The sequence below is a fragment of the Pseudomonas sp. LS2P72 genome (assembly GCF_054897865.1).
Genome location: NZ_CM142708.1, coordinates 213,777 through 237,608, shown reverse-complemented (window position 1 = coordinate 237,608; position 23,832 = coordinate 213,777). Strand labels below are relative to the sequence as shown.

The 23,832-nt window shown below is 57.4% G+C and carries 27 protein-coding genes and 2 tRNA genes; 9 read left to right on the top strand and 20 right to left on the bottom strand.

All coding sequences use genetic code 11. From position 1 onward, the window contains the following. The first annotated feature begins 22 nt into the window (after positions 1 to 22). The 6 genes from ACYZUA_RS01025 (at position 23) to ACYZUA_RS01000 (ending at position 3,990) form a co-directional block, all read left to right on the top strand. A complete protein-coding gene (locus ACYZUA_RS01025) occupies positions 23 to 802 on the top strand; it encodes a DeoR/GlpR family DNA-binding transcription regulator (RefSeq protein ID WP_461961735.1) in 780 nt (259 codons plus the stop codon). 87 nt (positions 803 to 889) lie between these two features. Continuing rightward, positions 890 to 1,300 (top strand): MbcA/ParS/Xre antitoxin family protein, encoded by a 411-nt coding sequence (locus tag ACYZUA_RS01020; protein WP_033058347.1) that lies wholly within the window; start codon positions 890 to 892, stop codon positions 1,298 to 1,300. Continuing rightward, on the top strand, positions 1,300 to 1,977 hold the full coding sequence (locus tag ACYZUA_RS01015) for an RES family NAD+ phosphorylase (protein ID WP_461961734.1): 678 nt from the start codon (positions 1,300 to 1,302) through the stop codon (positions 1,975 to 1,977). Before ACYZUA_RS01020 ends, ACYZUA_RS01015 begins: the two co-directional genes overlap by 1 nt. 384 nt (positions 1,978 to 2,361) lie before the next feature. Then, the gene (locus ACYZUA_RS01010) at positions 2,362 to 2,583 is read left to right on the top strand and encodes a tautomerase family protein (RefSeq protein ID WP_046045533.1); all 222 of its coding nucleotides are present in this window, start codon (positions 2,362 to 2,364) and stop codon (positions 2,581 to 2,583) included. Next, positions 2,580 to 3,236, top strand: coding sequence for a DsbA family oxidoreductase (locus ACYZUA_RS01005; RefSeq protein ID WP_461961733.1), 657 nt, complete (start codon positions 2,580 to 2,582; stop codon positions 3,234 to 3,236). The genes ACYZUA_RS01010 and ACYZUA_RS01005 overlap by 4 nt, the downstream gene beginning before the upstream one ends. 43 nt (positions 3,237 to 3,279) lie before the next feature. Beyond that, positions 3,280 to 3,990, top strand: coding sequence for an SDR family NAD(P)-dependent oxidoreductase (locus tag ACYZUA_RS01000; RefSeq protein ID WP_046045535.1), 711 nt, complete (start codon positions 3,280 to 3,282; stop codon positions 3,988 to 3,990). 65 nt (positions 3,991 to 4,055) lie between these two features. On the opposite strand, the gene ACYZUA_RS00995 is transcribed toward ACYZUA_RS01000, so the two are convergent. From ACYZUA_RS00995 to ACYZUA_RS00965, 7 genes are all read right to left on the bottom strand, one after another. Next, positions 4,056 to 4,131: transfer RNA gene (locus ACYZUA_RS00995), tRNA-Thr, on the bottom strand. A gap of 118 nt (positions 4,132 to 4,249) precedes the next feature. Continuing rightward, positions 4,250 to 5,491 carry a nucleoside deaminase gene (locus ACYZUA_RS00990; RefSeq protein WP_461961732.1) on the bottom strand — a complete coding sequence of 414 codons (1,242 nt, stop codon included), beginning with the start codon at positions 5,489 to 5,491 and terminating at the stop codon, positions 4,250 to 4,252. 297 nt (positions 5,492 to 5,788) lie between these two features. Then, the gene (locus ACYZUA_RS00985) at positions 5,789 to 7,018 is read right to left on the bottom strand and encodes a methyltransferase (RefSeq protein WP_461961731.1); all 1,230 of its coding nucleotides are present in this window, start codon (positions 7,016 to 7,018) and stop codon (positions 5,789 to 5,791) included. Further along, positions 6,999 to 7,688: an ABC transporter permease gene (locus tag ACYZUA_RS00980; protein ID WP_095127576.1), complete on the bottom strand. Its 690-nt coding sequence runs from the start codon at positions 7,686 to 7,688 to the stop codon at positions 6,999 to 7,001. Before ACYZUA_RS00980 ends, ACYZUA_RS00985 begins: the two co-directional genes overlap by 20 nt. Continuing rightward, complete coding sequence (locus tag ACYZUA_RS00975) at positions 7,688 to 8,380, bottom strand: ABC transporter permease (RefSeq protein WP_095127575.1); 693 nt, start codon at positions 8,378 to 8,380, stop codon at positions 7,688 to 7,690. Before ACYZUA_RS00975 ends, ACYZUA_RS00980 begins: the two co-directional genes overlap by 1 nt. Before the next feature lie 78 nt (positions 8,381 to 8,458). Beyond that, on the bottom strand, positions 8,459 to 9,205 hold the full coding sequence (locus ACYZUA_RS00970) for an ABC transporter substrate-binding protein (RefSeq protein WP_095127574.1): 747 nt from the start codon (positions 9,203 to 9,205) through the stop codon (positions 8,459 to 8,461). Between the two features lie 13 nt (positions 9,206 to 9,218). Further along, on the bottom strand, positions 9,219 to 9,992 hold the full coding sequence (locus ACYZUA_RS00965) for an ABC transporter ATP-binding protein (protein ID WP_007897462.1): 774 nt from the start codon (positions 9,990 to 9,992) through the stop codon (positions 9,219 to 9,221). A 563-nt stretch (positions 9,993 to 10,555) separates the two neighbouring features. Between ACYZUA_RS00965 and gabP the strand changes: the two genes are divergently transcribed. Then, on the top strand, positions 10,556 to 11,947 hold the full coding sequence (gene gabP / locus ACYZUA_RS00960) for a GABA permease (RefSeq protein WP_283189654.1): 1,392 nt from the start codon (positions 10,556 to 10,558) through the stop codon (positions 11,945 to 11,947). A 76-nt stretch (positions 11,948 to 12,023) separates the two neighbouring features. Here gabP and vapC read toward each other — a convergent pair whose 3' ends face one another. From vapC to ACYZUA_RS00930, 6 genes are all read right to left on the bottom strand, one after another. Continuing rightward, the gene (gene vapC / locus ACYZUA_RS00955; RefSeq protein WP_461961730.1) at positions 12,024 to 12,431 is read right to left on the bottom strand and encodes a type II toxin-antitoxin system tRNA(fMet)-specific endonuclease VapC; all 408 of its coding nucleotides are present in this window, start codon (positions 12,429 to 12,431) and stop codon (positions 12,024 to 12,026) included. Next, positions 12,431 to 12,661: a type II toxin-antitoxin system VapB family antitoxin gene (gene vapB, locus ACYZUA_RS00950; protein WP_461961729.1), complete on the bottom strand. Its 231-nt coding sequence runs from the start codon at positions 12,659 to 12,661 to the stop codon at positions 12,431 to 12,433. The genes vapC and vapB overlap by 1 nt, the downstream gene beginning before the upstream one ends. A gap of 187 nt (positions 12,662 to 12,848) precedes the next feature. Next, on the bottom strand, positions 12,849 to 13,301 hold the full coding sequence (locus ACYZUA_RS00945; RefSeq protein ID WP_461961728.1) for a hypothetical protein: 453 nt from the start codon (positions 13,299 to 13,301) through the stop codon (positions 12,849 to 12,851). 6 nt (positions 13,302 to 13,307) lie between these two features. Continuing rightward, positions 13,308 to 13,724 (bottom strand): hypothetical protein, encoded by a 417-nt coding sequence (locus ACYZUA_RS00940; RefSeq protein WP_461961727.1) that lies wholly within the window; start codon positions 13,722 to 13,724, stop codon positions 13,308 to 13,310. Between the two features lie 37 nt (positions 13,725 to 13,761). Then, entirely contained in the window at positions 13,762 to 14,736 is a 975-nt protein-coding gene (locus ACYZUA_RS00935; protein WP_461961726.1) for an alpha/beta hydrolase family protein, read from the bottom strand. A 48-nt stretch (positions 14,737 to 14,784) separates the two neighbouring features. Further along, positions 14,785 to 15,864, bottom strand: a complete 1,080-nt coding sequence (locus tag ACYZUA_RS00930; protein WP_461961725.1) for a PDDEXK nuclease domain-containing protein — start codon at positions 15,862 to 15,864, stop codon at positions 14,785 to 14,787. A gap of 262 nt (positions 15,865 to 16,126) precedes the next feature. Here ACYZUA_RS00930 and ACYZUA_RS00925 point away from each other — a divergent pair, with 262 nt between their 5' ends. Together ACYZUA_RS00925 and ACYZUA_RS00920 are read left to right on the top strand one after the other, a co-directional pair. Then, a complete protein-coding gene (locus ACYZUA_RS00925; RefSeq protein ID WP_461961724.1) occupies positions 16,127 to 16,579 on the top strand; it encodes a carboxypeptidase regulatory-like domain-containing protein in 453 nt (150 codons plus the stop codon). A 75-nt stretch (positions 16,580 to 16,654) separates the two neighbouring features. Next, positions 16,655 to 16,951, top strand: coding sequence for a YceK/YidQ family lipoprotein (locus ACYZUA_RS00920; protein ID WP_461961723.1), 297 nt, complete (start codon positions 16,655 to 16,657; stop codon positions 16,949 to 16,951). 188 nt (positions 16,952 to 17,139) lie between these two features. Here ACYZUA_RS00920 and ACYZUA_RS00915 read toward each other — a convergent pair whose 3' ends face one another. The 7 genes from ACYZUA_RS00915 to ACYZUA_RS00885 form a co-directional block, all read right to left on the bottom strand. Further along, positions 17,140 to 17,931 (bottom strand): TSUP family transporter, encoded by a 792-nt coding sequence (locus ACYZUA_RS00915; RefSeq protein WP_461961722.1) that lies wholly within the window; start codon positions 17,929 to 17,931, stop codon positions 17,140 to 17,142. 72 nt (positions 17,932 to 18,003) lie between these two features. Then, positions 18,004 to 19,080 carry a hypothetical protein gene (locus tag ACYZUA_RS00910; protein ID WP_461961721.1) on the bottom strand — a complete coding sequence of 359 codons (1,077 nt, stop codon included), beginning with the start codon at positions 19,078 to 19,080 and terminating at the stop codon, positions 18,004 to 18,006. A gap of 332 nt (positions 19,081 to 19,412) precedes the next feature. After that, a tRNA-Phe gene (locus ACYZUA_RS00905) sits at positions 19,413 to 19,488 on the bottom strand. Positions 19,489 to 19,591: 103 nt separating this feature from the next. Next, the gene (locus ACYZUA_RS00900) at positions 19,592 to 19,864 is read right to left on the bottom strand and encodes an oxidative damage protection protein (RefSeq protein WP_008149405.1); all 273 of its coding nucleotides are present in this window, start codon (positions 19,862 to 19,864) and stop codon (positions 19,592 to 19,594) included. Further along, on the bottom strand, positions 19,861 to 20,928 hold the full coding sequence (gene mutY, locus ACYZUA_RS00895) for an A/G-specific adenine glycosylase (RefSeq protein ID WP_461961720.1): 1,068 nt from the start codon (positions 20,926 to 20,928) through the stop codon (positions 19,861 to 19,863). Before mutY ends, ACYZUA_RS00900 begins: the two co-directional genes overlap by 4 nt. Beyond that, positions 20,925 to 23,150, bottom strand: a complete 2,226-nt coding sequence (locus tag ACYZUA_RS00890; RefSeq protein ID WP_461961719.1) for an AsmA family protein — start codon at positions 23,148 to 23,150, stop codon at positions 20,925 to 20,927. Before ACYZUA_RS00890 ends, mutY begins: the two co-directional genes overlap by 4 nt. Positions 23,151 to 23,228: 78 nt before the next feature. After that, positions 23,229 to 23,633, bottom strand: coding sequence for an acetyl-CoA sensor PanZ family protein (locus tag ACYZUA_RS00885; RefSeq protein WP_046045555.1), 405 nt, complete (start codon positions 23,631 to 23,633; stop codon positions 23,229 to 23,231). Positions 23,634 to 23,832: the final 199 nt, after the last annotated feature.

Genomic DNA, 23,832 nt, shown 5'->3' with positions numbered 1-23,832 from the left:
CGTCCACACAACGAGACCCGCCATGAAAGCATCCGAACGCCACCGCGCCATCCTCGATCTCGTGCGTATTGGCGATGCCAACGTCGAGCAATTGAGCGCGGCGCTCGGGGTCTCGGAGGCGACGGTGCGGCGCGACCTGACCATGCTCGCCAAACAGCGGCATCTGGTGCGCACCTACGGTGGCGCCACCGCGGTGGTTGGCGTGCATGAGCCGGAAGCTTCGCTGGAAGAGCGCAAGACCAGCCAGTGGGAGCAGAAAGACGCCATCGCCCAGGCGGCCGCGGCTCACGTCCAGGACGGCGATACCGTGCTGCTCGACGGCGGCACCACCTGCGCCGCACTGGCCCATCATCTGTGTTCGCGACAAGACGTGCATGTGGTCACCAACAACCTGCTGGCCGTGATGACCCTGGCCAATGCGCCGGGCGTGCGGTTGACCTTGATCGGAGGCGATCTGCGCGGTTCGAGCATGAGCACGTTGGGACCGTTGGCCGAGCTGACGTTGAGCCGGTTGAGTGTCGACAAGGCCTTCCTTGGTGCTGACGGCGTGGTTGCCGAGTTTGGTTTGTGTGAAGCGAGCGCGCAGCAGGCGTATCTGAAGGAATGCATCATCAAGCGTGCGGCGCAGATTGTTGTCCTCGCTGACACCGACAAACTCGGCCGTGCCCGGCAACAGCACTGGACTCCGATTGAGCGGGAATGGCGGTTGATAACCGGTGCTACGGCCGATGAAGCGGCACTTGCGCCGTTTCATGCGATCAAGCAAATCACCGTGGAAACCGTGATCGTCGATAAAGCTTAGGAAATCCATAAGCGAACAAAAATTTAAAATATATTCGGATCTGTACTACTCTGAAGGCATATCCCTTTGCCCGAAGGAGTCCTTCCAATGGCCACTTCATCCCCAGTCCGCACAGCTCCGCAAGAACTCGACACCCCGGAAGCCGGCCGCGTGGCGCTCAAGTTCTTCTTCAACCTGATGGAGCGTTGGGGCTGCACCGCCGAAGAACAGCGCACGCTGTTGGGCAAAGTCGGCAACACCACCTTCTATAAATACAAACATCTGCCGCCCAATGTGCGTCTCCCTCACGACACTCTGGAGCGCATCTCTTACCTGATGGGCATCCACAAAGCCCTGAGCATCATCTTCAGCAACAACCGCGACCGCGCCTACAAATGGGTCAGCAGTCCGAACACCGCCGCGCCGTTCAATGGTCAATCCGCGTTGAGCTACATGCTGGCCGGCCGGGTGGTGGACATCGCTGACGTGCGTCGCTACCTCGATGGCGTCCGCGGCTGATGGCCCCGGAAGTAGCGCTCCCCGAATGGAACCGTGCTTACCGGATGATCAACAGCGCGTTCCCCCCGATCACCCTGTTTGAAGACGTGCTCGACCCCGAAGACCTGCAAACCGCCTACGCCCTGGAAGCCCTGACCAACGACCGGTTGGTGCAAGAAGCCGGCGTGCTCTCCCGCGTGCTGCCCGAAGACCGAATCTCCGGCCCCGGCTCATCACCAGTCATGGCTGCGTTCACCCACATCGGCAAAACCAGCCGCTTCACCGACGGCACCTACGGCGTCTACTACGCCGCCAGCAGCCAGGCCGCCGCCATCGCCGAAACGAGCTATCACCAGGAACGCTTCCTGGCCGCGACCAACGAGCCCGACATCGAGTTGACCCTGCGCACCTATGTCAACAAAGTCGTCAAACCGATGCATGACGTTCGCCAACACTACCCCGAAATGCACAACCCGGATCCTGACGCTTACGGGCCGTCACAAGCGTTTGCCCGGCAATTGCGTGAAACCTTGTCGTGGGGGCTGCTTTACAACAGCGTCCGGCTGACTGGGCATGAATGTGTTGCTGCGTTTCGTCCGCCGGCCGTGTCTATTCCGAAGCAAGGCAAGCACATTCGTTATGTGTGGAGTGCGAGCAGCGGGAAGATTTCGTTTGTGTTTGAGGTCAGCGAAGTGTGAGCCGGAAACTGAAAAGCCCCGATTGATTCGTAAATCCCCTCGCCACAGGTTCTTGCTCGACTGGAGACTGTCTTAGGTGAACAGCATTGCGATTTGATTCGGGGCTTTTTACGCGTGCGGCTTGGGTCTACGTGGAATGGGCTGTCGAAGAATTGAACTGCCATTAACGTCTCGATCCTTTGAATTATCTAAAATTTGCGATAAATGCAGGCTAGTCGATTGATCGTTTTTGATGCAAACGTATTGTCTGTCCGAAACATAACTCATTACACCAAGTAACTAATGATGTTCCCACCCCCACCTTTATCCCCACCAACCAACCCCCTACATTGAGCTCCAACGCCGACCCATTCATTCCGAAGGGAAGGTCACTGGAGATTCCTCATGCCTTTCGTAAGCGTACGCATTACCCGCGATGGCGTTACCTCTGAGCAGAAAGCTCAGGTGATCGCCGAAATCACTGAAACCCTGGAACGCGTCCTCAACAAGGATCCGCACCTGACCCATATCGTGATCGAAGAAGTCGACACCGATAACTGGGGTTACGCCGGCATCACCACCACCCAGTACCGTAAGCAGCTGGCTGAGGCGGAGGGGCAGTCATGACCGCGTCGGTCTCCATCGATTTCATCTCCGACGTGGTGTGCCCGTGGTGCGCGTTGGGCGCGACGGCGCTGGAGCAGGCCATCGAAAACGTGGCCGGTGAAGTGTCGGTCGAGCTGACCTACAAGCCCTTCGAGTTGAATCCGGACATGCCGGCAGTCGGCGAAAAAGCGGTTGAGCATTTAATGCGCAAGTATGGACGCAGCGCCAAAGACGTCGCCGCCGGCAAAGCGATGCAGATCGCTCGCGGTGAGGCCATTGGCTTCAAGTTCGATTTAGAGAAGCGCAGCCACTTCTACAACACGTTTGATGCTCACCGGTTGTTGATGTGGGCGTTGCAGGAAGGGCGGCAGGTCGCACTGAAGAAGATCCTGCTGCGCGCTTACTTCACCGACGGCCAGAACCCGAGCGATCGCGAGACGCTGGTTGGTCTGGCTGCTGAAGCGGGACTGGATGCGGCGGCTGCTCAAGAGATGTTGGCGTCCGCAGCGTTCGCCAAGGAAGTGCGTGAGCTTGAAGAGTTTTACCGCCAGCGCGGCATCAATTCAGTTCCGGCCCTGGTGCTGAACGGTCGTCACCTGGTGTCCGGTTCGCAGTCGGTCGAGTACTACGAACAGATGTTGAGACAAATGGCGAAGGCCCCCGCCGAAGCCTGATTACTTACTTTTTCAAACCATCATTTATTAGTTGAGGTTCATCATGAGCAATTCGAAGAAAGTCATCGTTATTACTGGCGCCTCCCAAGGTCTCGGCGCAGGCATGGTCAAGGCGTTCCGTGACCTGGATTACAAAGTTGTCGCCACTTCGCGTTCGATCAAACCGTCCACCGACCCGGACATCCTCACCGTGGCGGGCGACATCGGCAACCCGGAAGTCGCCCAGCAAGTCATCCGTGAAGCCATCGCACGTTTCGGCCGCATCGACACCCTGGTCAACAACGCCGGGATCTTCGTTGCCAAGCCGTTCACTGCCTACACCCCGGAAGACTACGCCGCCGTGTTGTCGGTAAACCTGAATGGTTTCTTCTACATCACCCAACTCGCGATCACCGAGATGGAAAAACAAGGCAGCGGCCACGTCGTCAACATCACCACCAGCCTCGTGGACCACGCCATCGACGGCGTGCCATCGGTACTGGCGTCGTTGACCAAAGGTGGCCTGAACGCGGCGACCAAATCCCTGGCCATCGAATACGCCAAACGCGGGATTCGGGTGAACGCGGTCAGCCCCGGCATCATCAAGACGCCAATGCACGGCGAAGAAACCCATGAAGCGCTGGGCAATCTGCACCCGGTCGGGCACATGGGCGAGATCAGCGACATTGCTCAGGCGGTCGTGTATCTGGACAGCGCCAACTTTGTCACGGGTGAAATCCTGCACGTTGATGGTGGGCAGAGCGCGGGGCACTAAGACCTGCTTTTCCAAACGCCAGAAACAACAAAGCCCTCGTATTTCTACGAGGGCTTTGTTTTGTATGGTGCCGGCACCAGGAGTCGAACCCGGGACCTACTGATTACAAGTCAGTTGCTCTACCAACTGAGCTATACCGGCGTGTTGGGCGACGATTATAGCGATTGGGTTGGTTCTGTAAACCCCTGAATTCAGACTATTTTTGCGCGGGTGTCAGGCCAGCCTCGCGGACGCTTCTGCGAGGCTGGCCTGTGAGGCATTACACGCCGTTTTTAACCGCGTTGATCAGGTCCTGACTCAACACCTGCGCGGGCGCCACTTGCACGCTTTGCGTGTAGAACGGCGGCAGGTTTTGGGCCAGTGTCGATAACGCTTGGGCGGTTGTGTTGCCGGGCAGCAGCACATATTGCAGGTTGGACGGATAGCTTTGTGGCACGGGGCCTTCCATGGTCGAGCCGTAAGCGCCGAAGGTCATCACGGCCTGCGGTGTGGTGGGATCGGGTGCATAGAGGAAGACGAAGGTGCCGTACTTTGGATGCGTCAGGTATTGCTCGGCCTGGGCGCGAACCGCCGGGTCGGGGTCGTTCATCAGGGTCCAGCGCATGACCGCGTAGTTGCGGGTGGTTTCCATGAACGCTGTACGAATCGGCGACTGGTTCTCGACGCCACCCAGGCACACCAGCAGGTTGCCGAACGGATCGATGAGGGCTACCGAGTTGAACACCGGGCTGTGCTGTGCGGTTTGTAACAGTGGTGGGGCGAGTTCTGCGCCGGGATCACGTGGGTTGGCCGATTGCACGGTCAGCGCAAACGGGCTGAGCGCAGTCAGTGCCTGGCGGACTTTGCTGTCGGCCGGGAGGTTTGCCGGGTTTTGCAATTGATCCGGCGGCAGACCGCTGTTGTTGCTGGCCTCGCGCACGGTGTTGACGCTGGCGGAGAAGATCGAGCTGCAGAGGCAGTACGCCGCCGAGTTGATGGTCTGGCCGCTGAATACCGGGCTGGTCGAACCTTGATAAGCCCGGCTGACAGGCGCTGCAATCGCGTAATAACCCCAGGTGTCCTGCGCCTGTTGGCGGATCTGCGGTGGCAGCGACGGAAAGGTGAACTGGCTGTTGTAGTTGATGCCTGCGTAGTCATCGATCGCACTGACGGCGACGTTAAATCCTGCAGTCAGCAGCGAACCGGCGCACATGGCGCACGGGTCCAGCGTGGTGACGACAGTCAACTGATTGGGCGGTGGCAGGTTCAATGGCGCGACGTTTTCGTAGTACCAGTCCACCAATTGCCGCTCGCCGTGGGCGGTCGGGTCATGAGGTAGAAAGTATGTGGTGCCACTGCCGGGGAAAGGCATCAGCACGTTGTTGTGCAGCGCGGCGATGACTTCGCCCGTTGCGTTGTTGATGATGGCGCCGCCCACCGCGAAGGTTTGCTGCAGCGCAGCATCAATGGCTTGGTTGGCGACGGTATCGACGGCTTCCTGTGCACTGTTCAATGTGCTCATGTTTTTCCCAGCTCCTTGCTGTTTAAGCGCCAGGAGAATCTGGCGTTTGGCAAAGATAGTTGAGGTTTCGCAGGTCGTTATGTTGTTTTGCCTTAATGCTTATGCACAACGGGATCTGTACCGCACCTCCTTAGAGGCAAATTTGCGGAGCCGTTCTCATTTGATCGCAAATACCTGTTTTTCCGCTTTTTTTATAGGTGTACGAAAATTGAACAGTTGTGTTTCAGCTCCGAAACAATCGTATTTATTGGATCCACGATAATTTCATCCCCAGAGTTATCCACAGGATGAGGTGCTTTAAGGACGCTCAGCCAGGATCAGGAAATTACGCGGTGTAAGTGGGGTTTCGCAGAAGGTTCCGAGGCGAACCGCATACCCTTGTTCGGAAAGGAAAAGGGCTCGATCAAGTACCAGCCACAGCTCCAATGGGCGTCGGAAAAGTCCGCGCAACAGCTCGAGATTGCGCACTTCGGCCAATCGCTGCCAACCGGCGGCTTTGAGTGCTGACCAATCCTGCGGGCCGATTGTGGATAACTCTTTAAGCGCGGCTAAATGATGGCAGTAATCAGCGAAGGATTTATCCAGCCAGGCGCTGGGGAGGGAAGGGGTGGGCAGGTATTCGTCAATGCCCCGCAGTTGCCGCTGGAGCAGGTCGAAGGCCAGGCGTCGGGCCATGGAGGTGTCACGCTGACGTCGGACGCGAGCGCCAGCGGTGACGGTTTCGCTCATCGGTAGCGAAAGATCTTCGAGGGATAGCTGTAGGTCGGAGTGCTTGGCCGACAAGGAAAGCGGCTGATACTCGCTCAGACTGATCCGGTTATAGCAGCAAGGCGCGATGGCCAGTTGTTTGCAGCCAGACGCACTGGCGAGCTGGATCAGCCGCACATGCAGATCACCGCAGGCGTGCAGCGCTACGGGCGTGTAGTCAGCCTTCAAGAAAGAGGCGGCATCCGCAGCGAGTACATCTTGCTCGACATGCAGTGCGTGCAATTGATGACGCTGGCTGAGTGCCTGACCGCTGGCGACCAGCGCCGGGTCGTATTCCAGGCAGGTCAGTTGTTGTCCGGATTGCAGCAGACGTCGACCCAAGTGGCCTTTGCCCGAGCACCAGTCCAGCCAATGGCTCGGCGCGTCAGCAAATTGCAAACGACTGGCGAAGGCTTCGATCTGCTGCCACTTGCGTCCCGGCACATCGACATTCAGCCGATGGCCAGCTGCTTCGAGTGCATGAGCTGGCAATTCACCTACAGCGCTCAGCTCAAGGGAAAACGCCGCCAGTGAAGCGAATGGCTCCGGCGCCTCCAGAAGAGCAGGTTGGTTATGAGCATTTTCCGCATCGTCCAATGACCTGCCGCGTAGCCATACAGACAACTCAGGGTAGGACGCTTCCCAGGGAAGCTGCAGATGAGTAAACGGCCGAGGCTTCCACAGTGCCTGATGCTCGATCAGAAAAGCATCCAGCGCCGTGAAGCGGGCGAGTAAGGCCTCGCCCGTCAGCACCTGAGAATCAACGCCCTTGGCAGGCATCGACGCGCAACCAGCGCTCCAACTGACGGAACGCCTGCACCAGTACAAACGACATCAATAGATAGAACACACCGGCAGTAAAGAACATGTCCACCGTCAGGTAGTTGCGGGCAATGATGGTGCGCGCCATGCCGGTGAGTTCCAGCAGGGTGACGGTGCTTGCCAGAGAACTGGCCTTGAGCATCAGGATCACTTCGTTGCTGTAGGCAGGCAGGCCGATCCGTGCCGCTCGCGGCAGGATGATGTAAAACAGCGCCTTGGCCTTGGACATGCCCAAGGCGCGTGCCGCTTCGATCTCACCGGGCGGAATCGCCTGGATCGCGCCGCGCAGGATCTCCGCAATGTAAGCTGCCGTGTGCAACGTCATGGTGGCCGTGGCGCACCAGAATGGACTTCGCAGGTAAGGCCACAGGACGCTGTCGCGCACCACGTCGAACTGCGCCAGGCCGTAATAGACCAGGAACAACTGAACCAACAGCGGTGTGCCGCGAAAGAAAAAGATGTAGGCGTAGGGAAACGCGCGAACGTACCAAAGCTTGGACGAGCGCGCGATGCCCAATGGGATGGCCAGCAGCAGGCCGAGAATCACGGCGATGCCCACCAGCTCCAGCGTCAGGGTGGCGCCCTGGATGAACTTCGGCAGCCATTTGTAGATGACTTCCCATTCCATTACGTCGTCCTCACAAAGCCGCGGGCAGCGCGTTGTTCCAGAAAATGCATGCCAACCATGGCCAGTATTGTCAGGCCCAGATACATGAAGGCCGCGACCATGAAGAACGTAAATGGATGCTTGGCGAAGGTTACGGCGTTCTGTGCGTGACGCATGATTTCTTCCAGGCCGATCACGGACACCAGCGCCGTGTCTTTCATCAGGACCATGAACAGGTTGCCCAGGCCCGGCAGGGCGATGCGCCACATCTGCGGCATGATCAATCGGGTGAAGATACGGAACTTCGACAGGCCCAGGGCCACGCCGGCTTCACGGTGACCCTTTGGAATCGCCAGAATCGCACCACGAAACACTTCCGTGGCGTAGGCGCCGAAGCACAGCCCCAGCGCAATCACGCCAGCGGCGAAGGCATTGAGTTCGAGGTCGGGGTTGCCGAAGAACTCGCCCAGGGCACGCATCAGGTTGACCGTGCCGAAGTAGATCAACAGCACCCAGAGCAATTCAGGGATGCCGCGAACCAGTGTTGAATAAGTGCCGCCAAGCCATTGCAGTGGCTTGTACGGGGAAGTTTTGGCCAAGGCGCCGAGCAGACCGAGCACCAGCCCCAGGCACAAGGCCGAGAGTGCCAGTTTCACAGTCATCAGCGCGCCAGCGGCGAGCGCCGGGCCGAATCCGTAGAGATCGATAGTCATGGATTTCTTTTCAAATTGCGGCAGGCAATGCCAGGGACTGGCGCCGTCAAATAACGGCGCCGGCCCGGCAGGTCAGGATCAATAGATGCTGAACGGGAAGTACTTGTCGTTGATCTTTTTGTAGGTGCCATCAGCGACGATTTCTTTCAGTGCGGTGTTCAGCTTCGTACGAATCTCATCGCCTTTACGTACAGCGATACCGATCTTGTCGCTTTCTTCCACCGGGTCGCCCTTGAACTCGTAGGACCGGCCGGCGTCGCTTTTCAGCCACTCGTAGTTGACGTATTTGTCCGCGAGGATGCCGTCCAGACGACCGGAAGTCAGGTCGAGGTAGGCGTTTTCCTGGGTGTCGTAGAGTTTGATTTCAACGCCTTCCATGTTGTCTTCCAGCCAGGTGCCAGCGAGGGTCGCACGTTGTGCACCGATCACTTTGCCTTGCAGGGAAGCCTTGTCGGTTTTGAAGTCGACGTCTTTCTTGGCGATGAATTGCAGCTTGTTGGAGTAGTACGGGTCGGTGAAGTCCACCGCTTGCTTGCGCTCGTCGGTGATCGACATCGAGGAGATCAGGAAGTCGAATTTCTTGGCGTTCAGGGCCGGAATGATGCCGTCCCAGTCGGACGTGACCACGGTGCACTCGACTTTCATCTTGGCGCACAGGGCATCGCCGATTTCTTTGTCGAAGCCGACGACATTGCCACTGGCATCTTTGTTGTTGAACGGCGGGTAGGCCGCTTCGATGCCCATCTTCAAGGTCTCGGCGGCGGCACCGGCGCTGAAGGCCAGGGTGACGGCAGCAGCCAGGAAGATTTTTTTGTAGTTCTGCATGCGGGTAGCTCCGTTAGCGGTTGCTGGACATGAATTGTTTGCAGCGCGCCGAAAGCGGGTTTTCGAACACCTGCTGTGGCGATCCTTGCTCTTCTACCAGGCCCTGGTGGAGGAACACCACCTCGCTGGACACCTGACGGGCGAAGCCCATTTCATGGGTGACCAGCAGCATGGTGCGGCCTTCTTCGGCCAATGCGCGGATGACATTAAGTACTTCCTGGACCATTTCCGGGTCAAGGGCGGAGGTCGGTTCGTCGAACAGGATCACCTTGGGCTGCATTGCCAGCGTACGGGCAATGGCCGCGCGTTGTTGCTGACCGCCGGAGAGTTGCGCCGGGTAAGCGTGGCGCTTGTCAGCGATGCCGACCTTGGCCAGCAAGGCTTCGGCGACTTCAATGGCTTCGGCTTTGCTCTGGCCGAGTACGCGACGCGGGGCTTCGATGATGTTGTCGAGCACGCTCATGTGCGGCCAGAGATTAAAGTTTTGAAACACAAAACCGATCTCGCTGCGCAGGCGGTTGATCTGCTTGCCGTCGGCTGCGACCAGTTCGCCGTTCTTGGCGGCTTTAAGCTTGAGTTCTTCGCCGGCCACCAGGATCTGGCCCTGATGCGGGTTTTCCAACAGATTGATGCAACGAAGGAAGGTGGACTTGCCGGAACCGGAAGAACCCAGGATCGAGATCACGTCGCCGTCGCGGGCGGTCAGCGAGATGCCTTTGAGCACCTCAAGCTGTCCGTAGCGTTTGTGCAAGTTGCGGATTTCAAGCGCGGGCGTGGCCTCAGCCATGTGCGTTCCTCATAAGTATTTCGCTCCTGCTATTGGCGGCCTTCCTGGCGAGGCGGCCAAGCTAGCATAGCGTCTGAATGGCAGCCAACAGCGCTATGGGCGGTAAACGGGTGACCTGTGGCAGGTTGTCGCATCGGTACAGCAGACTGTCGCGCTGCTATCAACCGAACAGCCGTTTGAACCTGCTTTTAAATACAAAACAGCTACGGGTCCCGTAAAAAAGGGCGCGATGTTGCCAGCTTTGGCGGGGTGTTGGAAGCGCTAACCGGCCAAACGTTCCTGAGCCGCACTTTTATTGTGCGTCGCTATATTTTTGGGTGTGTTTCTGGTGCGCCGCTTCGTTCCTAAAGTGGGTGGCAGGGTAACGCTCTGGCGAATTGCCATTAATCTCAATGACTTGCGATGACTGTCCGGTCCGGCGGAGAGCCCCATGTCTGGGTGTTCTGTAACATTTTGGCGCAATTATTGCGTGCAGAATACGGAACGCCCCGTTGGTTTCTTTTTACGAGAAGGAACGCCACGCCGGGTGGACGCAATCGCTTTTCCTTACAAAGGTAGTTTCAATGAGCAGTACCCCAAGCTCCAATGGCCTCGAACAGGGTCTCAAACCGCGACATGTGACCATGCTGTCGATTGCCGGGGTAATCGGCGCCGGCTTGTTCGTCGGCTCGGGTCACGCCATCGCCGCCGCAGGCCCGGCCGTGCTGTTGGCGTATGCTGCCGCCGGTATGCTGGTGGTGCTGGTGATGCGCATGCTCGGCGAAATGGCCGTGGCTTCGCCGGACACAGGCTCCTTCTCGACGTATGCCGATCGCGCGATCGGTCACTGGGCCGGTTTCACCATCGGCTGGCTCTACTGGTGGTTCTGGGTGTTGGTGATTCCGCTGGAAGCCAACGCCGCCGCGACCATCCTGCACGCCTGGTTCCCGAATGTGGCCATCTGGGCCTTCACTTTGGTCATCACCTTGCTGTTGACGGTGACCAACCTGTTCAGCGTGAAGAACTACGGTGAATTCGAATTCTGGTTCGCCCTGGTCAAAGTCATCGCGATCATCGGATTCATTGGTCTTGGCATCCTGGCGATCTTCGGCTTCCTGCCGACCAGCCAGGTCAGCGGTGTTTCGCACCTGTTTGACACCCAAGGCTTCCTGCCAAACGGCATGGGCGCAGTGTTGGGCGCGATCCTGACCACCATGTTTTCCTTCATGGGCACCGAGATCGTGACCATTGCGGCCGCGGAATCGAAGAACCCTGGTCAGCAAATCTCCAAGGCAACCAACTCGGTGATCTGGCGGATTGGCTTGTTCTACCTTGTATCGATCTTCATCGTTGTGGCCCTGGTACCTTGGAACGACCCGGTACTGGCAGCCGTCGGCTCCTACCAGACCGTGCTTGAGCGCATGGGCATCCCGAATGCCAAGCTGATCGTCGACATCGTGGTGCTGGTTGCTGTGACCAGTTGCCTGAACTCGGCGCTGTACACCGCCTCACGCATGATGTTCTCCCTGGGCAAACGCGGTGATGCACCGGCCGTTTCCCAGCGCACCAACAAGAGCGGCACGCCGTACTGGGCCGTCATGTTGTCCACCGGCGCTGCGTTCATCGCGGTTTTCGCCAACTACGTGGCCCCGGCCGCCGTGTTCGAATTCCTGCTGGCCAGCTCCGGCGCTATCGCGCTGCTTGTGTACCTGGTGATCGCCATCTCGCAATTGCGTATGCGCAAGCAGCGCATGGCGCGCGGTGAAAAAATCGCTTTCAGCATGTGGCTGTTCCCGGCCCTGACCTACGCGGTGATCATCTTCATCGTTGCGGCCCTGACCATCATGCTGTTCCAGGAAGCGCATCGCGTGGAGATCCTCGCGACCGGTCTCCTGAGTTTGCTGGTGGTGGCTGCCGGTTTGTTTGTGGCTCGTCGTCGCAAGCTGCAGAAGATGGGTGCGGTGGTGCTTAACTGATTCGTGCCGCATAACGCAAAACGGCCGCTGTCAGTGATGACAAGCGGCCGTTTTTGTTTCTGTCGGTTGTACTGGCTCAATCGGGGTGAACCCAATCTTCTACGCGTAGCCCTGGCACCCGTTCAAATTCTCGTAGGTTGTTGGTGACCACTATGAATCCGCGTGAACGTGCGTGGCCGGCAATCATGTGGTCGTAGGGCCCGATAGGCGTTCCAGCCTTAGCCAGCTCGGATCGAATCATTCCAGTATGCGCGGCCGCTTCATTGTCGAAAGGCAAGACCTCAAGGCGTGCCACAAAACCCTCGATCACTGCGAGGTTCTTTTCTGGTGCCGCCGATTTTTCGGCGCTGTAGAACAACTCCATCAACGTGACGGCACTGATGCATAGCTGCCCGTTATGACGGTTGAAAGCTTCTCGTACGATTTGCGGTTTGTTCTTGATGGTGAAGATGCAGATGTTGGTATCGAGCATGTATTTGATCATCAGAACGACTCACGTTCCTGATCGGCGGGTTGATCACGATCGGTCATGAAATCTGCACTCACGCCATCCCCGTCGAACCAGCTGTCCCATGTTTCATCTGCGGGAGTGATGATGCGAGCTCTGCCGATGGCAACTACGTTGACTCGTTTCACGTCGCTTGGCATCGCAACAGCTTTGGGGAGACGGACAGCCTGGCTTCGATTGCTCATGAAAAGGGTGGTCTGTTCCATTTTGGCCTCCTGCGGTTTTGTAGGTGCTGTGAGTCCAAAGAATAGGTTTCTCAAGGGATATGTCAATGGGATATACGCGGTCGCTGACGAGGGGTCATGTCAAATCGTTTTGGGTTATTGGCTTCTCAAACAAAAACGGCCGCTGTCAGTGATGACAAGCGGCCGTTTTGGTTTCTGGGGCGAGTGTTTACTCAGCCTTTTCTTCCTGCGCATCCAGCGACTCGCGATAGCTGTCGAGCGCCGTGCCGAAGTCGGTGATGAACTGCGGGTCTGTCAGCCAGGCCTGGGCGGTGTCGCGGTCCATGCCGTCGGCCCACATGCGGTAATCGATCAGCATGTCGGCGGCCAGGTGAGTGGCGGCCATGGCTTCGTTGTCGGCGTTTTCCATGTCCAGCAGTTCTGGATGGTCGCTGATGATTTCGGCGAGGTTCGACAGCAGGGTCAGCAGCATGTCGTTGCGGCTGGTGGCTTCCGCGTCACGCATTTTGCTGAACATTGCCAGGGTGTATTCCGGGATCGGCTCGCCGATTTCTTCCAGATCATCGTCCAGTGCGGCGGGTTTTCTGCCGTGTATGTTGATTTGCTTGGCTTTGATCTTGGCGCGTTTGGCGCGTTTCTGTTGCTTGTTCAAAGAGGCCATGGGAACTCAGTTCGGTTTCTGTTGGTTTTGGGTCGCGATAGCTTCGGAAGCTGCCACGTAATCAATCTGGAAGGCCGGGGATTCGATCCAGGCCAGGGCACTGGCTTCGTCCGCTTCGGTGGACCATTGGCGGTACTCGATCAGCGCAGCGATGATGAAGTCTGTCGCTGTTTCTTCGCCTTCCTGCACCAGCACCAACGCGAGCAGCGGATGTTCAAGGAAGGCCCTGCACATGGCTTGTTGGCTGATCTTTTGCGCGTCGATCATTTCTTTGAACAGCTCGGTCAGGTCCACCGATTCGAAGTCGATGCGATCGTCGTTCGGGTCCAGCTCGACCGGCGCGGCGGCCCGTTGGGTGCGGTTCTGCTTGGCCTTGGCTTTGGCGCGCGTGGCGCGTTTGTTTTGCTTGTTGGCGGATGCCATGGGCGTTGTTCCGTATTCCGTTGAGTGGGCACATCAGTCAGTTGCGTGGCACTAGCCGCCCAGGTGTGTCGGGGGCCAGTTTGCCGGTCTGCAACCAGGACAATGCAATGGGCCATAGTGTGGCTTGGTATGGGCTACGAAAAAAGGCGAAATGTCCGACTTCTTGTTCGCCGATGTCTGCGGGGGTGATTCGCAGATGGCTGTTTGTTGCTCCGGTGAAGTAACTGAGCAGGCGTTCGATGGCCGGAATCGTACCGTAAGGATCGTCGCTGATGCTGATGGCCAGGTTTTGTGCGGTGACGGATGAGAAGGGCAGTCGCCCGGATTTTGCGTGAAGGACGCGACCGCTGGGGCGTTTCTCGTAGTGCGCAGTAGGCATGCTCCAGTCGCGAACCACGCCGGCGGGGGTGTCCTCTAGCCAGCCGAGACGTTTGCCGGGGAAGTAGCCGCAAAGCAATGTCATCAACGGCATCACCAGATGCCACTTGCCGAACATCCGCCAGCGATGGGCGGGCGCGTAATCGCGCCAGTAAGCGAATTGCGCACCGACGGTCACCAGGCGTCGAATCATATGCCCGGAAGCTCCCAGGCCCGCTGCACAGCCTCCAAAGCTGTGGCCTACAACATCGATGGGTTGCCCGGGAAATTCACGCTGAGCGCGCTTGAGCATCGCCTCAAAGTCCAGCGCGCCCCAATCTGACCATGATGCCCGAAGCCCTTTCAGCGACGCGGGTCGCGATTCGCCGATGCCACGGTAGTCGTAAGTGATCACATCGAAGCCGTTGGCGTACAGGTAATCGGCGAAGCGTGAGTAGTGGCGACAGCGGACTGAGGTGGCGGCGTTGATGATGACCGCAGGACGGGTCGAGTCTTGATTCGCATGCCGCCAGGTGAAGCCGCCAAGGATGAAACCGTCGGCGGCGGGTTCCTTGAAAGAGTCACCAGGTGTGCCGGTGGGTAACGGCAATTCAAGTTGCGACGGGGCCAGTGAGGGCATGTCCTGAAAATTCATCGGCTTTGAACCTTTGCGGTAAGCCAGTCACCATAGTCTTCACGCCGTTTATGAACAATCCACCCGTGCTTGTCGGGGCCTTTGCTTGAGTAACCGCTCCTCAAGCACCGCCCACTCCCGATCCAGTTCTGTGCGAAGTTCCTCCTCGCTCGGCAGTACCAGTCTGTAGGTACTGGCGAACAGTTGTTCGTTGCCTTGCAGCACTGAATAGCGCACCACCGATTCATCTTTTTGCGCGCAGAGAATGAGGCCGACGGTGGGGCCATCCTCCGGTCCGCGCTTGAGGTCGTCGTACATGCGCACGTACATGTCCATCTGGCCGACATCCTGGTGGGTCAGTACGCCGCGCTTGAGGTCGAAGATGACGAAGCACTTGAGCAGGTAGTTGTAGAACACCAGGTCGATGTAGAAGTCTTTGCTCTCGGTACTGATGCGTTGCTGGCGAGCGATGAAGGCGAAGCCTTTGCCCAATTCGAGCAGGAAGCCCTGGAGTTGATTGATCAATGCTTGTTCAAGTTCACTTTCCTGGATCAAGCCCGCATTGGGCAGGCCGAGAAACTCCAGTAGCACTGGGTCCCGGATGAAATCCCGAGGGCTGGCGTTCATTTGCTGGATGTTGGTGGCGGCTTCCTGTTTGACAGCAGCCCGGTCGCGGCTCGCCAGCAAGCGTTCGTAATAGAGGGTATTGATCTGGCGCTCGAGGGCGCGACTTGACCAGTTCTGCAGGGCTGATTCGTTCATGTACCAGTGGCGAGCGTTGTCGTTGTCGACTCGTAGCAGTCTGCGGTAGTGGGTCCAGCTCAATTCGGAACGCACTGCGTTCCAAATTGGAAAGGTCTGATAAAAGTCCCGCATGTATCGCAGGTTGCGCTCGTCAAAACCTTTCCCAAACTTCGACGTCAGTACTTTCGCCAGCGTCGATAGCAACTGCTTGCCATACACCGCCCGCCGAGCGCCTTCCTGCTCGAACTCCACAATATGCCGTCCAATCTGCCAACAGGTTTGCACCTGTACGGTATCGACCGCTCGCAGCACCTTCTGCCGCGCTTCGCGGATCAATTCGCCAAAATTGCCGAGCAGTGAAGTGATCTGTGGATCTTGAGTGTTACCGGGTTTGAGGGAGGTCATGACATTTTCCGCAGCTGAAGGAAACAGGCGGAAGAGGATGGCAAGAGAGTGATAGCCCGCGATGCCGGGCACGGCTGGTAAATCGGAAGGAAAGTCCGACTGGTTTTGCGGGATCACGCCGACGGCAATCCACGTTTGAGGAATACAACGTGTAGTCCGATTCGCAGTGAACCCAAGTACTAATCAATCTAAAACTTGAGCATTCAGCGAGAAATCTAAAAGGAGTAACGATTGGGTTCTATAGAACCCGGGAGTCGCCATCATGAAATGCGTCCATTCACTCGTATTGCCACTTGCTGCCATCGGTGCGTTGATGTTCCCGGCCGTCCTGCCGCATGGCGCCAGCCTCGATCCCATTGACAGCACAGGCGTGCAAGTTCAGCCGCAGCAACAAAACGGGATTTCTTACCTGTCCGGTGGTATCGGCGAGGATGAGGCAAAAGCCATTCAGCAGGCCAAGGGCTACAACTTGCACATGACTTTCTCTATCGGGGTTGAAAACAAATACGTTCCCGATGTGGATGTGGTCATTCAGAAAGAACCAGGGCAGACGGTGCTGACGCTGAGTCAGGCTGGCCCGCTGGTGTACGTTCAACTACCTACCGGCAAGTACACCGTGGTGGCGACGCGTAGTGGTGAGGCGAAGCATGACACTGCGGATGTAGGAAGCGGCACGGCCCGTAATCTGGTTTTCCACTGGAGTGGTGAAGAATAAATGGATGAGGTATTTAAGTTGATCAGCCTTCCTTTGCCATTACACTCCCGCGCCTCATAAAGCGCGTTGGAAGGGATGCTGAACTTGAAAGGGATTTTGCGTATGGGGTCTGTCGTGAGCCTTGTATTGATGCTGGCGGGTTGCGGAACAATGATCGGCCGAATGAATGGCGCGTCGGAAGAGAATTACTACAAGGGTGTTGATGGCGACCTGCACTTGCTTGGCGCAAGGGGGGGCGGTAGCAGCGGAATGCCGGCGGCTGTTATTTGTTACTTCATGATCGTCTGCCCGCTTATCACGGTGGTGTCGCTGCCGGTGGATGCAGCGCTGGACACCGTGTTGTTGCCAGTGGATTACGTCAACACGCTATGACGCTTGCTAAAGCCTGAAGCGAAGGTTCATCAGCCAAAAAAGGCGACTCGGCTTTCGTGATGCGGCGGCGGATGGGCCGGGGGATGCGAGTTTTCTTCTGGCTCATGGCGTTTGTTGCCTATTCCGTAAGAGAAGCTCGGCTGCCATCAAAATTGAAGGCAATAAGCGCTGATCAGCGCAGACCGTATTCATAACGAAGCCAATGAGTTGATGACCGCAACGCGCAAAGGATTGCTTTCTACGCTCAGCAGCTTGATGGCCAAGGCGCAGCAGACGACGATCAACATGGGTTTAATCAACCGTGGACCGACCCGAACGGCAGCTCGTGCACCCAATTGAGCACCGATGAAGGCCGCTAAAGCCATGGCTATGGCAATCGGCCAGATAATCACACCTTTGGTAATGAAGACCGACAGCGAACCCAGGTTGCATGAGGCGTTAGCAAGTTTGGTAAAACTCATGGCCCGCATCATGCCCAAGCCGCAAAGAAGTACAAACGCGACAATAAAGAAAGAGCCTACACCGGGGCCAAATATACCGTCGTAAAAGCCCAGGATCGGCGCCACGGTAAACGAAAAAAGCAGAATACCGATTCTCTTGCGTCGATCTTCATTGGCCAGCTTTGGAGAGAACGCAAAATAGACGGCTACCAGAATCAACATGATAGGCACGCAAACTTCTAGATATTGCTTATCAATAGAGCTGACCAGCAAGGCACCACTGGCACCGCCAATAAATCCGCAGAAAACCAGGAAACGACCTTCGCGCCACTCGATCAATCCTTTGCGAGCAAAGGTAATAGTTGCCGAAATAGTTGCCGACGCGGCCTGAAACTTGTTCGTTGCAATTGCACTGATCGGATCTACGCCCGCCAGAAATAAAGCAGGCAAGGTGATCAAGCCGCCACCACCGGCAATCGCATCAAAAAAACCGGCGCAAAAAGCGACGAGCGCCAACATGCCAATGACATCCCAAGACATTACATTCCCTCTTTTTCGATATTGGCCAGTCATCAAATGACGGGTTGTTCAACGGCCTGAATACTTGAAAAATCAGCCCTGTAGCAGCAACGGGTTCTCTGAAATAACGAGAGGGGAAGAAAATTTTGAAAGTCCGAAAATGCGAACCAGGACTCGTCTGTTGTCTTTGATGACATCGCGACAGTGCAAAGCCCGGATGTTATTGATAGCCATGGCCGACTCCTGGGTCAGCGTGTATTCAACCGGGGTTGCTTCGTCCACACCCCGGCAAAGGGCGGTGTAAGCCGTTTTGACAAAGGTCGAGGCGTTGTCATTGACCGAAAAGCGATAGGAGTTAAAGCGAGCTGCGAACCCGACCTTGTCGTCGAACTCCAGAATCGAAACATTGCGGCCATCTTCCCCTTTGCCACTGACAAAGGAGTCGCTACGAGTGAAATGGAAGTTTTCCGTGGTCAGCGCGAGGCAGTTGGTGACGCCAATTTTTTCAAGTATGGAAGGTAGTGGAATGATCCGCGTAGGTTCCAGGCTCGGGTTCCACAAGGCGGAAAGTATGAGCGACGACGGAGAGGGCGAGTGCCCGTCTTTCGCGTTCACGGCGCACCAGTAAGGCGCCTCGGTATGCGGGCCAAGTGCGAGGCCGGAATGGGAGCTCAGTTCTTTGATTTCCGGCTCGGCATTGATTTTGATCAGCCCGCCACCCTTGAAGTTGGCCACCAATCGAACCAGTTTTCCTTCGTTGTCCATGTCATAGGCAAAGGCACTGTTATCCACCAGTTTCAACAAGATCTGATTACGGGCGGCCAGGCAAAGGACGTCGTATCGATTTTCCAGGAATATCAGGTCTGGCAGTTCATTTGGAGGGCTGACATCGGTGATTTTTTGCAGACCTTCAAAGATCAACACGGAAACAAGGCCGTCGGAGTAGGCGTTCAGCAGTTCGCATTGGTCTTTCGAAAACGAGGACTTTAATTCGGTGGTTGCCAGAGCGGCTTTGGACTTGGCTCCTGATGCCTGTGGCCCGCCGATGGCGGCCAGTTCTTCGGCGAACTTGTGAAGCAATGTTGACTGCCGAGTATCAAAGCTGAAAGTTCTGATTTCTTGTTCAGTAAGCTCAGCGGTTTCGATGTCCGGTTTAACAGCGTCAATCATTGTCTACATCCTTGTTGTGTATCTGCTCCCGTTTATGCGGCAGCTCCTGTTCCGATTCTGCCCAATCCGATGATCAGCGTATGTCATCCATTTCCGTTAAAGCATACGGAGCGTTCCGACAGGCCCGAGAGACTATCAAGAAGGGCCGATCACCAATGTCTGAAACGTTTGTCGGGACTCGGCCTCGGCAAGCGTTACAGGCGCGTGCTGGCGTCGACAGGGGGTGGGGAACTGATGCTTCGTCCGGCGCTTCGATAGTGGCTGGAAGAGTGCCTCATCAAATCCCGGACATAAAAAAACCCTGAATCTTGCGATTCAGGGTTTTCGGTATTTGGTGCCCAGAGACGGAATCGAACCGCCGACACGGGGATTTTCAATCCCCTGCTCTACCGACTGAGCTATCTGGGCAACGGGGCGCATTAAACTGGTTTTTCAGGGGGTCGTCAAGAAAGTTTTCAAAAAAATTTTAATTATTACCGTCGCTTACGTTCCGACCCTCGAAAATGCGGGATTATTCAGCCGGCGGAACGTAGCCGTCAGCCTTGGCGTATTCCTCGCCGGAAAAGAACTTGTCCATCTCGCCTTGAAGATATTTGCGGTCTTCGGCGTTCATCATGTTCAGGCGTTTTTCGTTGATCAGCAGAGTCTGGTGCTTTTGCCAGTCTGCCCAGGCTTTGGCCGAGACGTGGTCAAAAATGTCCTGACCTTTTGCGCCTGGAAATGGAGCGCGCTCCAGGGCGGGCAATTCTTCTTTGTACTTGCGGCACATGATGGTGCGGGTCATGACGACTCTCCTGCGTTCAATACGGCGGCCGCGCGTTCGAGCAAGGTTTTGACCGGGGCGGCAAGGCCCAGGCGCGGCGGGGTGGCGAGGTTATACCAGAGCCAGTCGGCCTCGGCCACGTGATGGCCGGCCTCCTGGACCTGAACCAGCCAGGGTTCGATGGACAACTGAAAATGACTGAAGGTGTGTACCAGGCTCGGCAGCGCCTGTTGGCTGCCCAGCTCCAGCGAATGCTGCGAAGCCAGATGTTGCAGGTCGTCGAGGTCGTCGAGTTCCGGCAGGCTCCATAACCCACCCCACAAGCCCGTGGAAGGGCGACGGTAAAGCAGAATCGCGCCGTCACTGTTGGCGAGCATCGGCATCAGCGTGCGCTTCTGTGGCACGGTTTTACGCGGTTTGGGGATCGGGTAGCGCGTCTCCAGGCCAAGCATGTGCGCTTCGCAGCCCTTTTCGAGCGGGCAGAGCAGGCAGCTCGGCTTGCTACGGGTGCAAAGCGTGGCGCCCAGATCCATCATCGCCTGGGTGTAGGCATTGACCCGATCATGCGGTGTGAAGCGCTCAGCGTTCGCCCACAGCTGTTTGGCGACCTTTGGCTCGCCCGGATAGCCCTCTTGCGCGGTAAAGCGCGCCAGCACCCGTTTGACGTTGCCGTCGAGGATCGGCGCCCGCAGGCCCATGCTCAGGCTGGCGATGGCGCCCGCTGTGGACAGGCCGATGCCCGGTAGATCAACCAGCTTCTCCACATCGCGGGGAAACTCGCTGCCGTATTTGGCGACAACGATCTTCGCGGTCTTCTGCAGATTGCGTGCGCGGGTGTAGTAACCGAGGCCGGTCCACAGGTGCAGGACTTCGTCTTCCGGCGCGGCGGCCAAGGCTTCGACCGTTGGCAACGAGGCCATGAAGCGGTCGAAGTAGTTCAGCACGGTGCTGACCTGGGTCTGCTGCAACATGATTTCCGAGACCCACACCCGATATGGGGTGATGCCTTGTTGCCAAGGCAAGTCGTGGCGGCCGTGACGGTCGTACCAGTCCAGCACCGCCGATGAAAACTGCTCGGCTCTCATCGCTTGAACAGCCCCTTCAACGCGTCTTTCAGTTCCGGGCTGACTTTGTCGCCAAGCTTCTCGTCGATTTTTTCACCGATCCGTTCGCCGGCCAGTTTGCTCGCGACCTGGCCCATGCGTTCGTTATCGAGGCGGCAAGCCTTGGCGCCCAGTTCCAGCGGGCCACGGCAGCGCAGCGGCCACTCGATGCCGACGAACTTCTCGCCGACCTGGCAGGCCGGGTCCGGCATGTCGCTCTTGTCGCCTTCGACGATAACGCCCACGCGGTAATCCATACCCAGCACCCGCAGATCGACATCGCCATCGCCCTTGACGGTCATGCCCGGGATGCGCACTTTCAGGTCCGGGTTGCTGGCCACGCCGTTACGGAAGGTCAGGTTGCCTTTGAGCTCCTGGAACGGTGTGTCCTTGCCCCGTGGCTCGCCGTTGAGGGATTTACGGTTCAGGGTGGCGATGCCTTTGCACAGCTGTTGCTCGAGGTTGGCATTGAGCAGCACGCCGTTGTTGATGATGAAACTGGCGTTGCCGTTGAGGGTTTCGATCAGCGCTTTCTGGCTGTTGCCGCTGCCGGTCAGGTTGCTGTTGAGCGTCACCAGGCCTTTGACCGGTGGATTTTTACCCTGGCTTTCGAGGATTTTTTCCACCGGTACTTTGGTGATGCTCGACTGCATGTTCAGCGCTGGCACTTGTTGGCGCACGTCGAGCGTACCTTTGGCGTCGAAGTTGCCGTCGTACAGGTCGCCGCGAAGACTTTCGAGTGTCAGCAGACCGCCCTGGCCTGTGGCTTTGAGCGCAGCGTTCTGGATCGGCAATTTATCGAGCGTCAACTGACCGAAGGTCAGGTCAGCGTCCACGTCGAGTTTGCTCAGGCGTTCCACCGGCAGCAGGCGCTCGTTGCTCCACGCTTCTTTGGTCGGTGCTTGCGGCAGCGGTGTGCTGCCCGCGCCAGCCAATGCATCGGCTTCGGTGCTGGCCACTTCGGCCTTACGCACTTGCGTCGCGCTACTGGCTTCGGCGGATTTTGGTGGCAGATAACGGTCGACGTTGAAGGTGTCGGCCTTGAGGTTCGCCCGCAGCGATTGTTTGGCGAAGTCCTCGACGGCGATGCGGCCGCTGAAGGTGCTGTCGTCGACTTTCAGGTTGATGTTGTCGAGCACCACGCTGGTTGGCGTGCCGGCAAGGCGGCTGACCAGTTCGACTTTGCTCAGGCTACCTTCAGCCATCGCCGGAAGCTTCTGGCCGATGCTGTCGACGAATTTCGCCAGATCGAACTGGGCAATCGACAGGCCGCCGCTGATTTGCGGGGTTTTGTCGAGGTCGTTGACCTTCAGTTCACCCAATGCGCGCAGTTGGTTGGCAGAGATCTTGATGCCAGTCCATTCGGCGACGTTCGCGGCTTTATCGAGCAGTAACTGACCCTGAGCAGCGAAGGTCATGGTTTTGCCTTGCAATGGATCGCCAGACACTTCGCCGGAGAGTTTCATGTCTTCGAGTTTGTAGCGCTGCAGTGCGCGCTCGAAACGCAACTCGCCATTGAGCTCGGTACGCACACGCAAAACCGGCTGGTTGGTGCCCAGGAACGCGGTGAGTTTGACCGGGATATTCGTGGAGTCATGCACCGGCCCGGTACTCAGCTGGATGCTTTCGGCGCTGAATTGCTTGCCGGTTTTCTCGTCGCTGTATTCAACGCGGGCGTTGTTGACGGTCAGGCTGTCGATGTCCAGGCGAATCGGCTGGGCCGGTTTTTCCGCTTGGGCGGTGGTCTCGGTCGCGGGTTCGCCAGTGGTCGCGGGCGGCGTAGTCGGAGTGGCCGACGCCGGTGCCTTGCCGATGTCTTGCCAGTTGCCGTGGCCATCCTTGTCGCGGGTCAGGCGCAGGTTCAGGCCCTCGACGCGCACATCGCTCATCTGCACTTCACGGCGCAGCAGCGGCAGTACGCGAACCGAAAGGCCGAGCATCTGCAAATCAGCGAACGGTTCGGCGGGTTTGGCCAGGGTCGCGACACTGGCTTCGTGCAATTCCAGGCCCAACCACGGGAACAGGCTCCAGCCGATATCGCCATTGAGCGTCAGCTCGATGTGGGCCTTGTCGCGGGCTATCTGGCGAATCTCGTCTTTATAGTCGTTGGGATCAAAGAGGTGGGTCAGGGCAAAGCCCAACGCCACAATGATCAGCAACAGCCCGAGAAGTACCAGACCCAGGATTTTGCCGAACGCTTTCATGGGCGAGTCCTTGTAGTTAATCGAATTCGAAATTTAGCCGGGGAGTATAGCGCTCCGTAGCGGACGACCGGTCAGCGATCACGTCGGCAACTCATCCAGCGGCATTTTCAGTTTGGCCGCCAACGCTTGTGCCTCCAGATGTCCGGCAGGCGCCAGCAAGCGCAATGTCGCACCCGCTTGCGACGCCATTTTCTGCGCTTCGTTCACCAGGCGCTCGGCCACGCCACGCCGACGGGTAATTTTTCGTACGCAAAGTTGGGACAGATGCCAGACATCCGAATGCCGTTGCAGACGTGCCGCGCCTAACAGTCGATCGTTGAAGCGGCCAGCGATCAGCGAACCGTCCAGCAGGCAGGCTTCGATCAGCTGCAAATCTCCGGCAAACGGGGCAAACAGCCAGTCCGGTGCATCGCGGTAGATCTTCTGCAGATCTTGCTGATCCTGATAAGTGGCTTCGTTTAGCGGCTCGACAATGATCGGCATGAGGGCTCCTTCAGTGGTACGAGAACTGATGACATACAAAAGGTGATATCACTTTGATTTTTCTGTCACGTACAGATGGTAACCTCTGCCGGTTCGTCCGTCCTTCTGCGACGTGATGTCGCATCAAAATGGAGCCTCACCTCAAAAACAGTCATGCGTGCGCATAAAGGCTGGGGGTGAGGAGCGCTGACGAACCATT

Excerpts from the sequence above, each read along its gene's own strand:
- ACYZUA_RS01025 (WP_461961735.1), top strand. The coding sequence starts at position 23 with ATGAAAGCATCCGAACGCCACCGCGCCATCCTCGATCTCGTGCGTATT.
- ACYZUA_RS01020 (WP_033058347.1), top strand. The coding sequence starts at position 890 with ATGGCCACTTCATCCCCAGTCCGCACAGCTCCGCAAGAACTCGACACC.
- ACYZUA_RS01015 (WP_461961734.1), top strand. The coding sequence starts at position 1,300 with ATGGCCCCGGAAGTAGCGCTCCCCGAATGGAACCGTGCTTACCGGATG.
- ACYZUA_RS01010 (WP_046045533.1), top strand. The coding sequence starts at position 2,362 with ATGCCTTTCGTAAGCGTACGCATTACCCGCGATGGCGTTACCTCTGAG.
- ACYZUA_RS01005 (WP_461961733.1), top strand. The coding sequence starts at position 2,580 with ATGACCGCGTCGGTCTCCATCGATTTCATCTCCGACGTGGTGTGCCCG.
- ACYZUA_RS01000 (WP_046045535.1), top strand. The coding sequence starts at position 3,280 with ATGAGCAATTCGAAGAAAGTCATCGTTATTACTGGCGCCTCCCAAGGT.
- ACYZUA_RS00990 (WP_461961732.1), bottom strand. The coding sequence starts at position 5,491 with ATGAGCACATTGAACAGTGCACAGGAAGCCGTCGATACCGTCGCCAAC.
- ACYZUA_RS00985 (WP_461961731.1), bottom strand. The coding sequence starts at position 7,018 with ATGCCTGCCAAGGGCGTTGATTCTCAGGTGCTGACGGGCGAGGCCTTA.
- ACYZUA_RS00980 (WP_095127576.1), bottom strand. The coding sequence starts at position 7,688 with ATGGAATGGGAAGTCATCTACAAATGGCTGCCGAAGTTCATCCAGGGC.
- ACYZUA_RS00975 (WP_095127575.1), bottom strand. The coding sequence starts at position 8,380 with ATGACTATCGATCTCTACGGATTCGGCCCGGCGCTCGCCGCTGGCGCG.
- ACYZUA_RS00970 (WP_095127574.1), bottom strand. The coding sequence starts at position 9,205 with ATGCAGAACTACAAAAAAATCTTCCTGGCTGCTGCCGTCACCCTGGCC.
- ACYZUA_RS00965 (WP_007897462.1), bottom strand. The coding sequence starts at position 9,992 with ATGGCTGAGGCCACGCCCGCGCTTGAAATCCGCAACTTGCACAAACGC.
- gabP (WP_283189654.1), top strand. The coding sequence starts at position 10,556 with ATGAGCAGTACCCCAAGCTCCAATGGCCTCGAACAGGGTCTCAAACCG.
- vapC (WP_461961730.1), bottom strand. The coding sequence starts at position 12,431 with ATGATCAAATACATGCTCGATACCAACATCTGCATCTTCACCATCAAG.
- vapB (WP_461961729.1), bottom strand. The coding sequence starts at position 12,661 with ATGGAACAGACCACCCTTTTCATGAGCAATCGAAGCCAGGCTGTCCGT.
- ACYZUA_RS00945 (WP_461961728.1), bottom strand. The coding sequence starts at position 13,301 with ATGGCCTCTTTGAACAAGCAACAGAAACGCGCCAAACGCGCCAAGATC.
- ACYZUA_RS00940 (WP_461961727.1), bottom strand. The coding sequence starts at position 13,724 with ATGGCATCCGCCAACAAGCAAAACAAACGCGCCACGCGCGCCAAAGCC.
- ACYZUA_RS00935 (WP_461961726.1), bottom strand. The coding sequence starts at position 14,736 with ATGAATTTTCAGGACATGCCCTCACTGGCCCCGTCGCAACTTGAATTG.
- ACYZUA_RS00930 (WP_461961725.1), bottom strand. The coding sequence starts at position 15,864 with ATGACCTCCCTCAAACCCGGTAACACTCAAGATCCACAGATCACTTCA.
- ACYZUA_RS00925 (WP_461961724.1), top strand. The coding sequence starts at position 16,127 with ATGAAATGCGTCCATTCACTCGTATTGCCACTTGCTGCCATCGGTGCG.
- ACYZUA_RS00920 (WP_461961723.1), top strand. The coding sequence starts at position 16,655 with ATGCTGAACTTGAAAGGGATTTTGCGTATGGGGTCTGTCGTGAGCCTT.
- ACYZUA_RS00915 (WP_461961722.1), bottom strand. The coding sequence starts at position 17,931 with ATGTCTTGGGATGTCATTGGCATGTTGGCGCTCGTCGCTTTTTGCGCC.
- ACYZUA_RS00910 (WP_461961721.1), bottom strand. The coding sequence starts at position 19,080 with ATGATTGACGCTGTTAAACCGGACATCGAAACCGCTGAGCTTACTGAA.
- ACYZUA_RS00900 (WP_008149405.1), bottom strand. The coding sequence starts at position 19,864 with ATGACCCGCACCATCATGTGCCGCAAGTACAAAGAAGAATTGCCCGCC.
- mutY (WP_461961720.1), bottom strand. The coding sequence starts at position 20,928 with ATGAGAGCCGAGCAGTTTTCATCGGCGGTGCTGGACTGGTACGACCGT.
- ACYZUA_RS00890 (WP_461961719.1), bottom strand. The coding sequence starts at position 23,150 with ATGAAAGCGTTCGGCAAAATCCTGGGTCTGGTACTTCTCGGGCTGTTG.
- ACYZUA_RS00885 (WP_046045555.1), bottom strand. The coding sequence starts at position 23,633 with ATGCCGATCATTGTCGAGCCGCTAAACGAAGCCACTTATCAGGATCAG.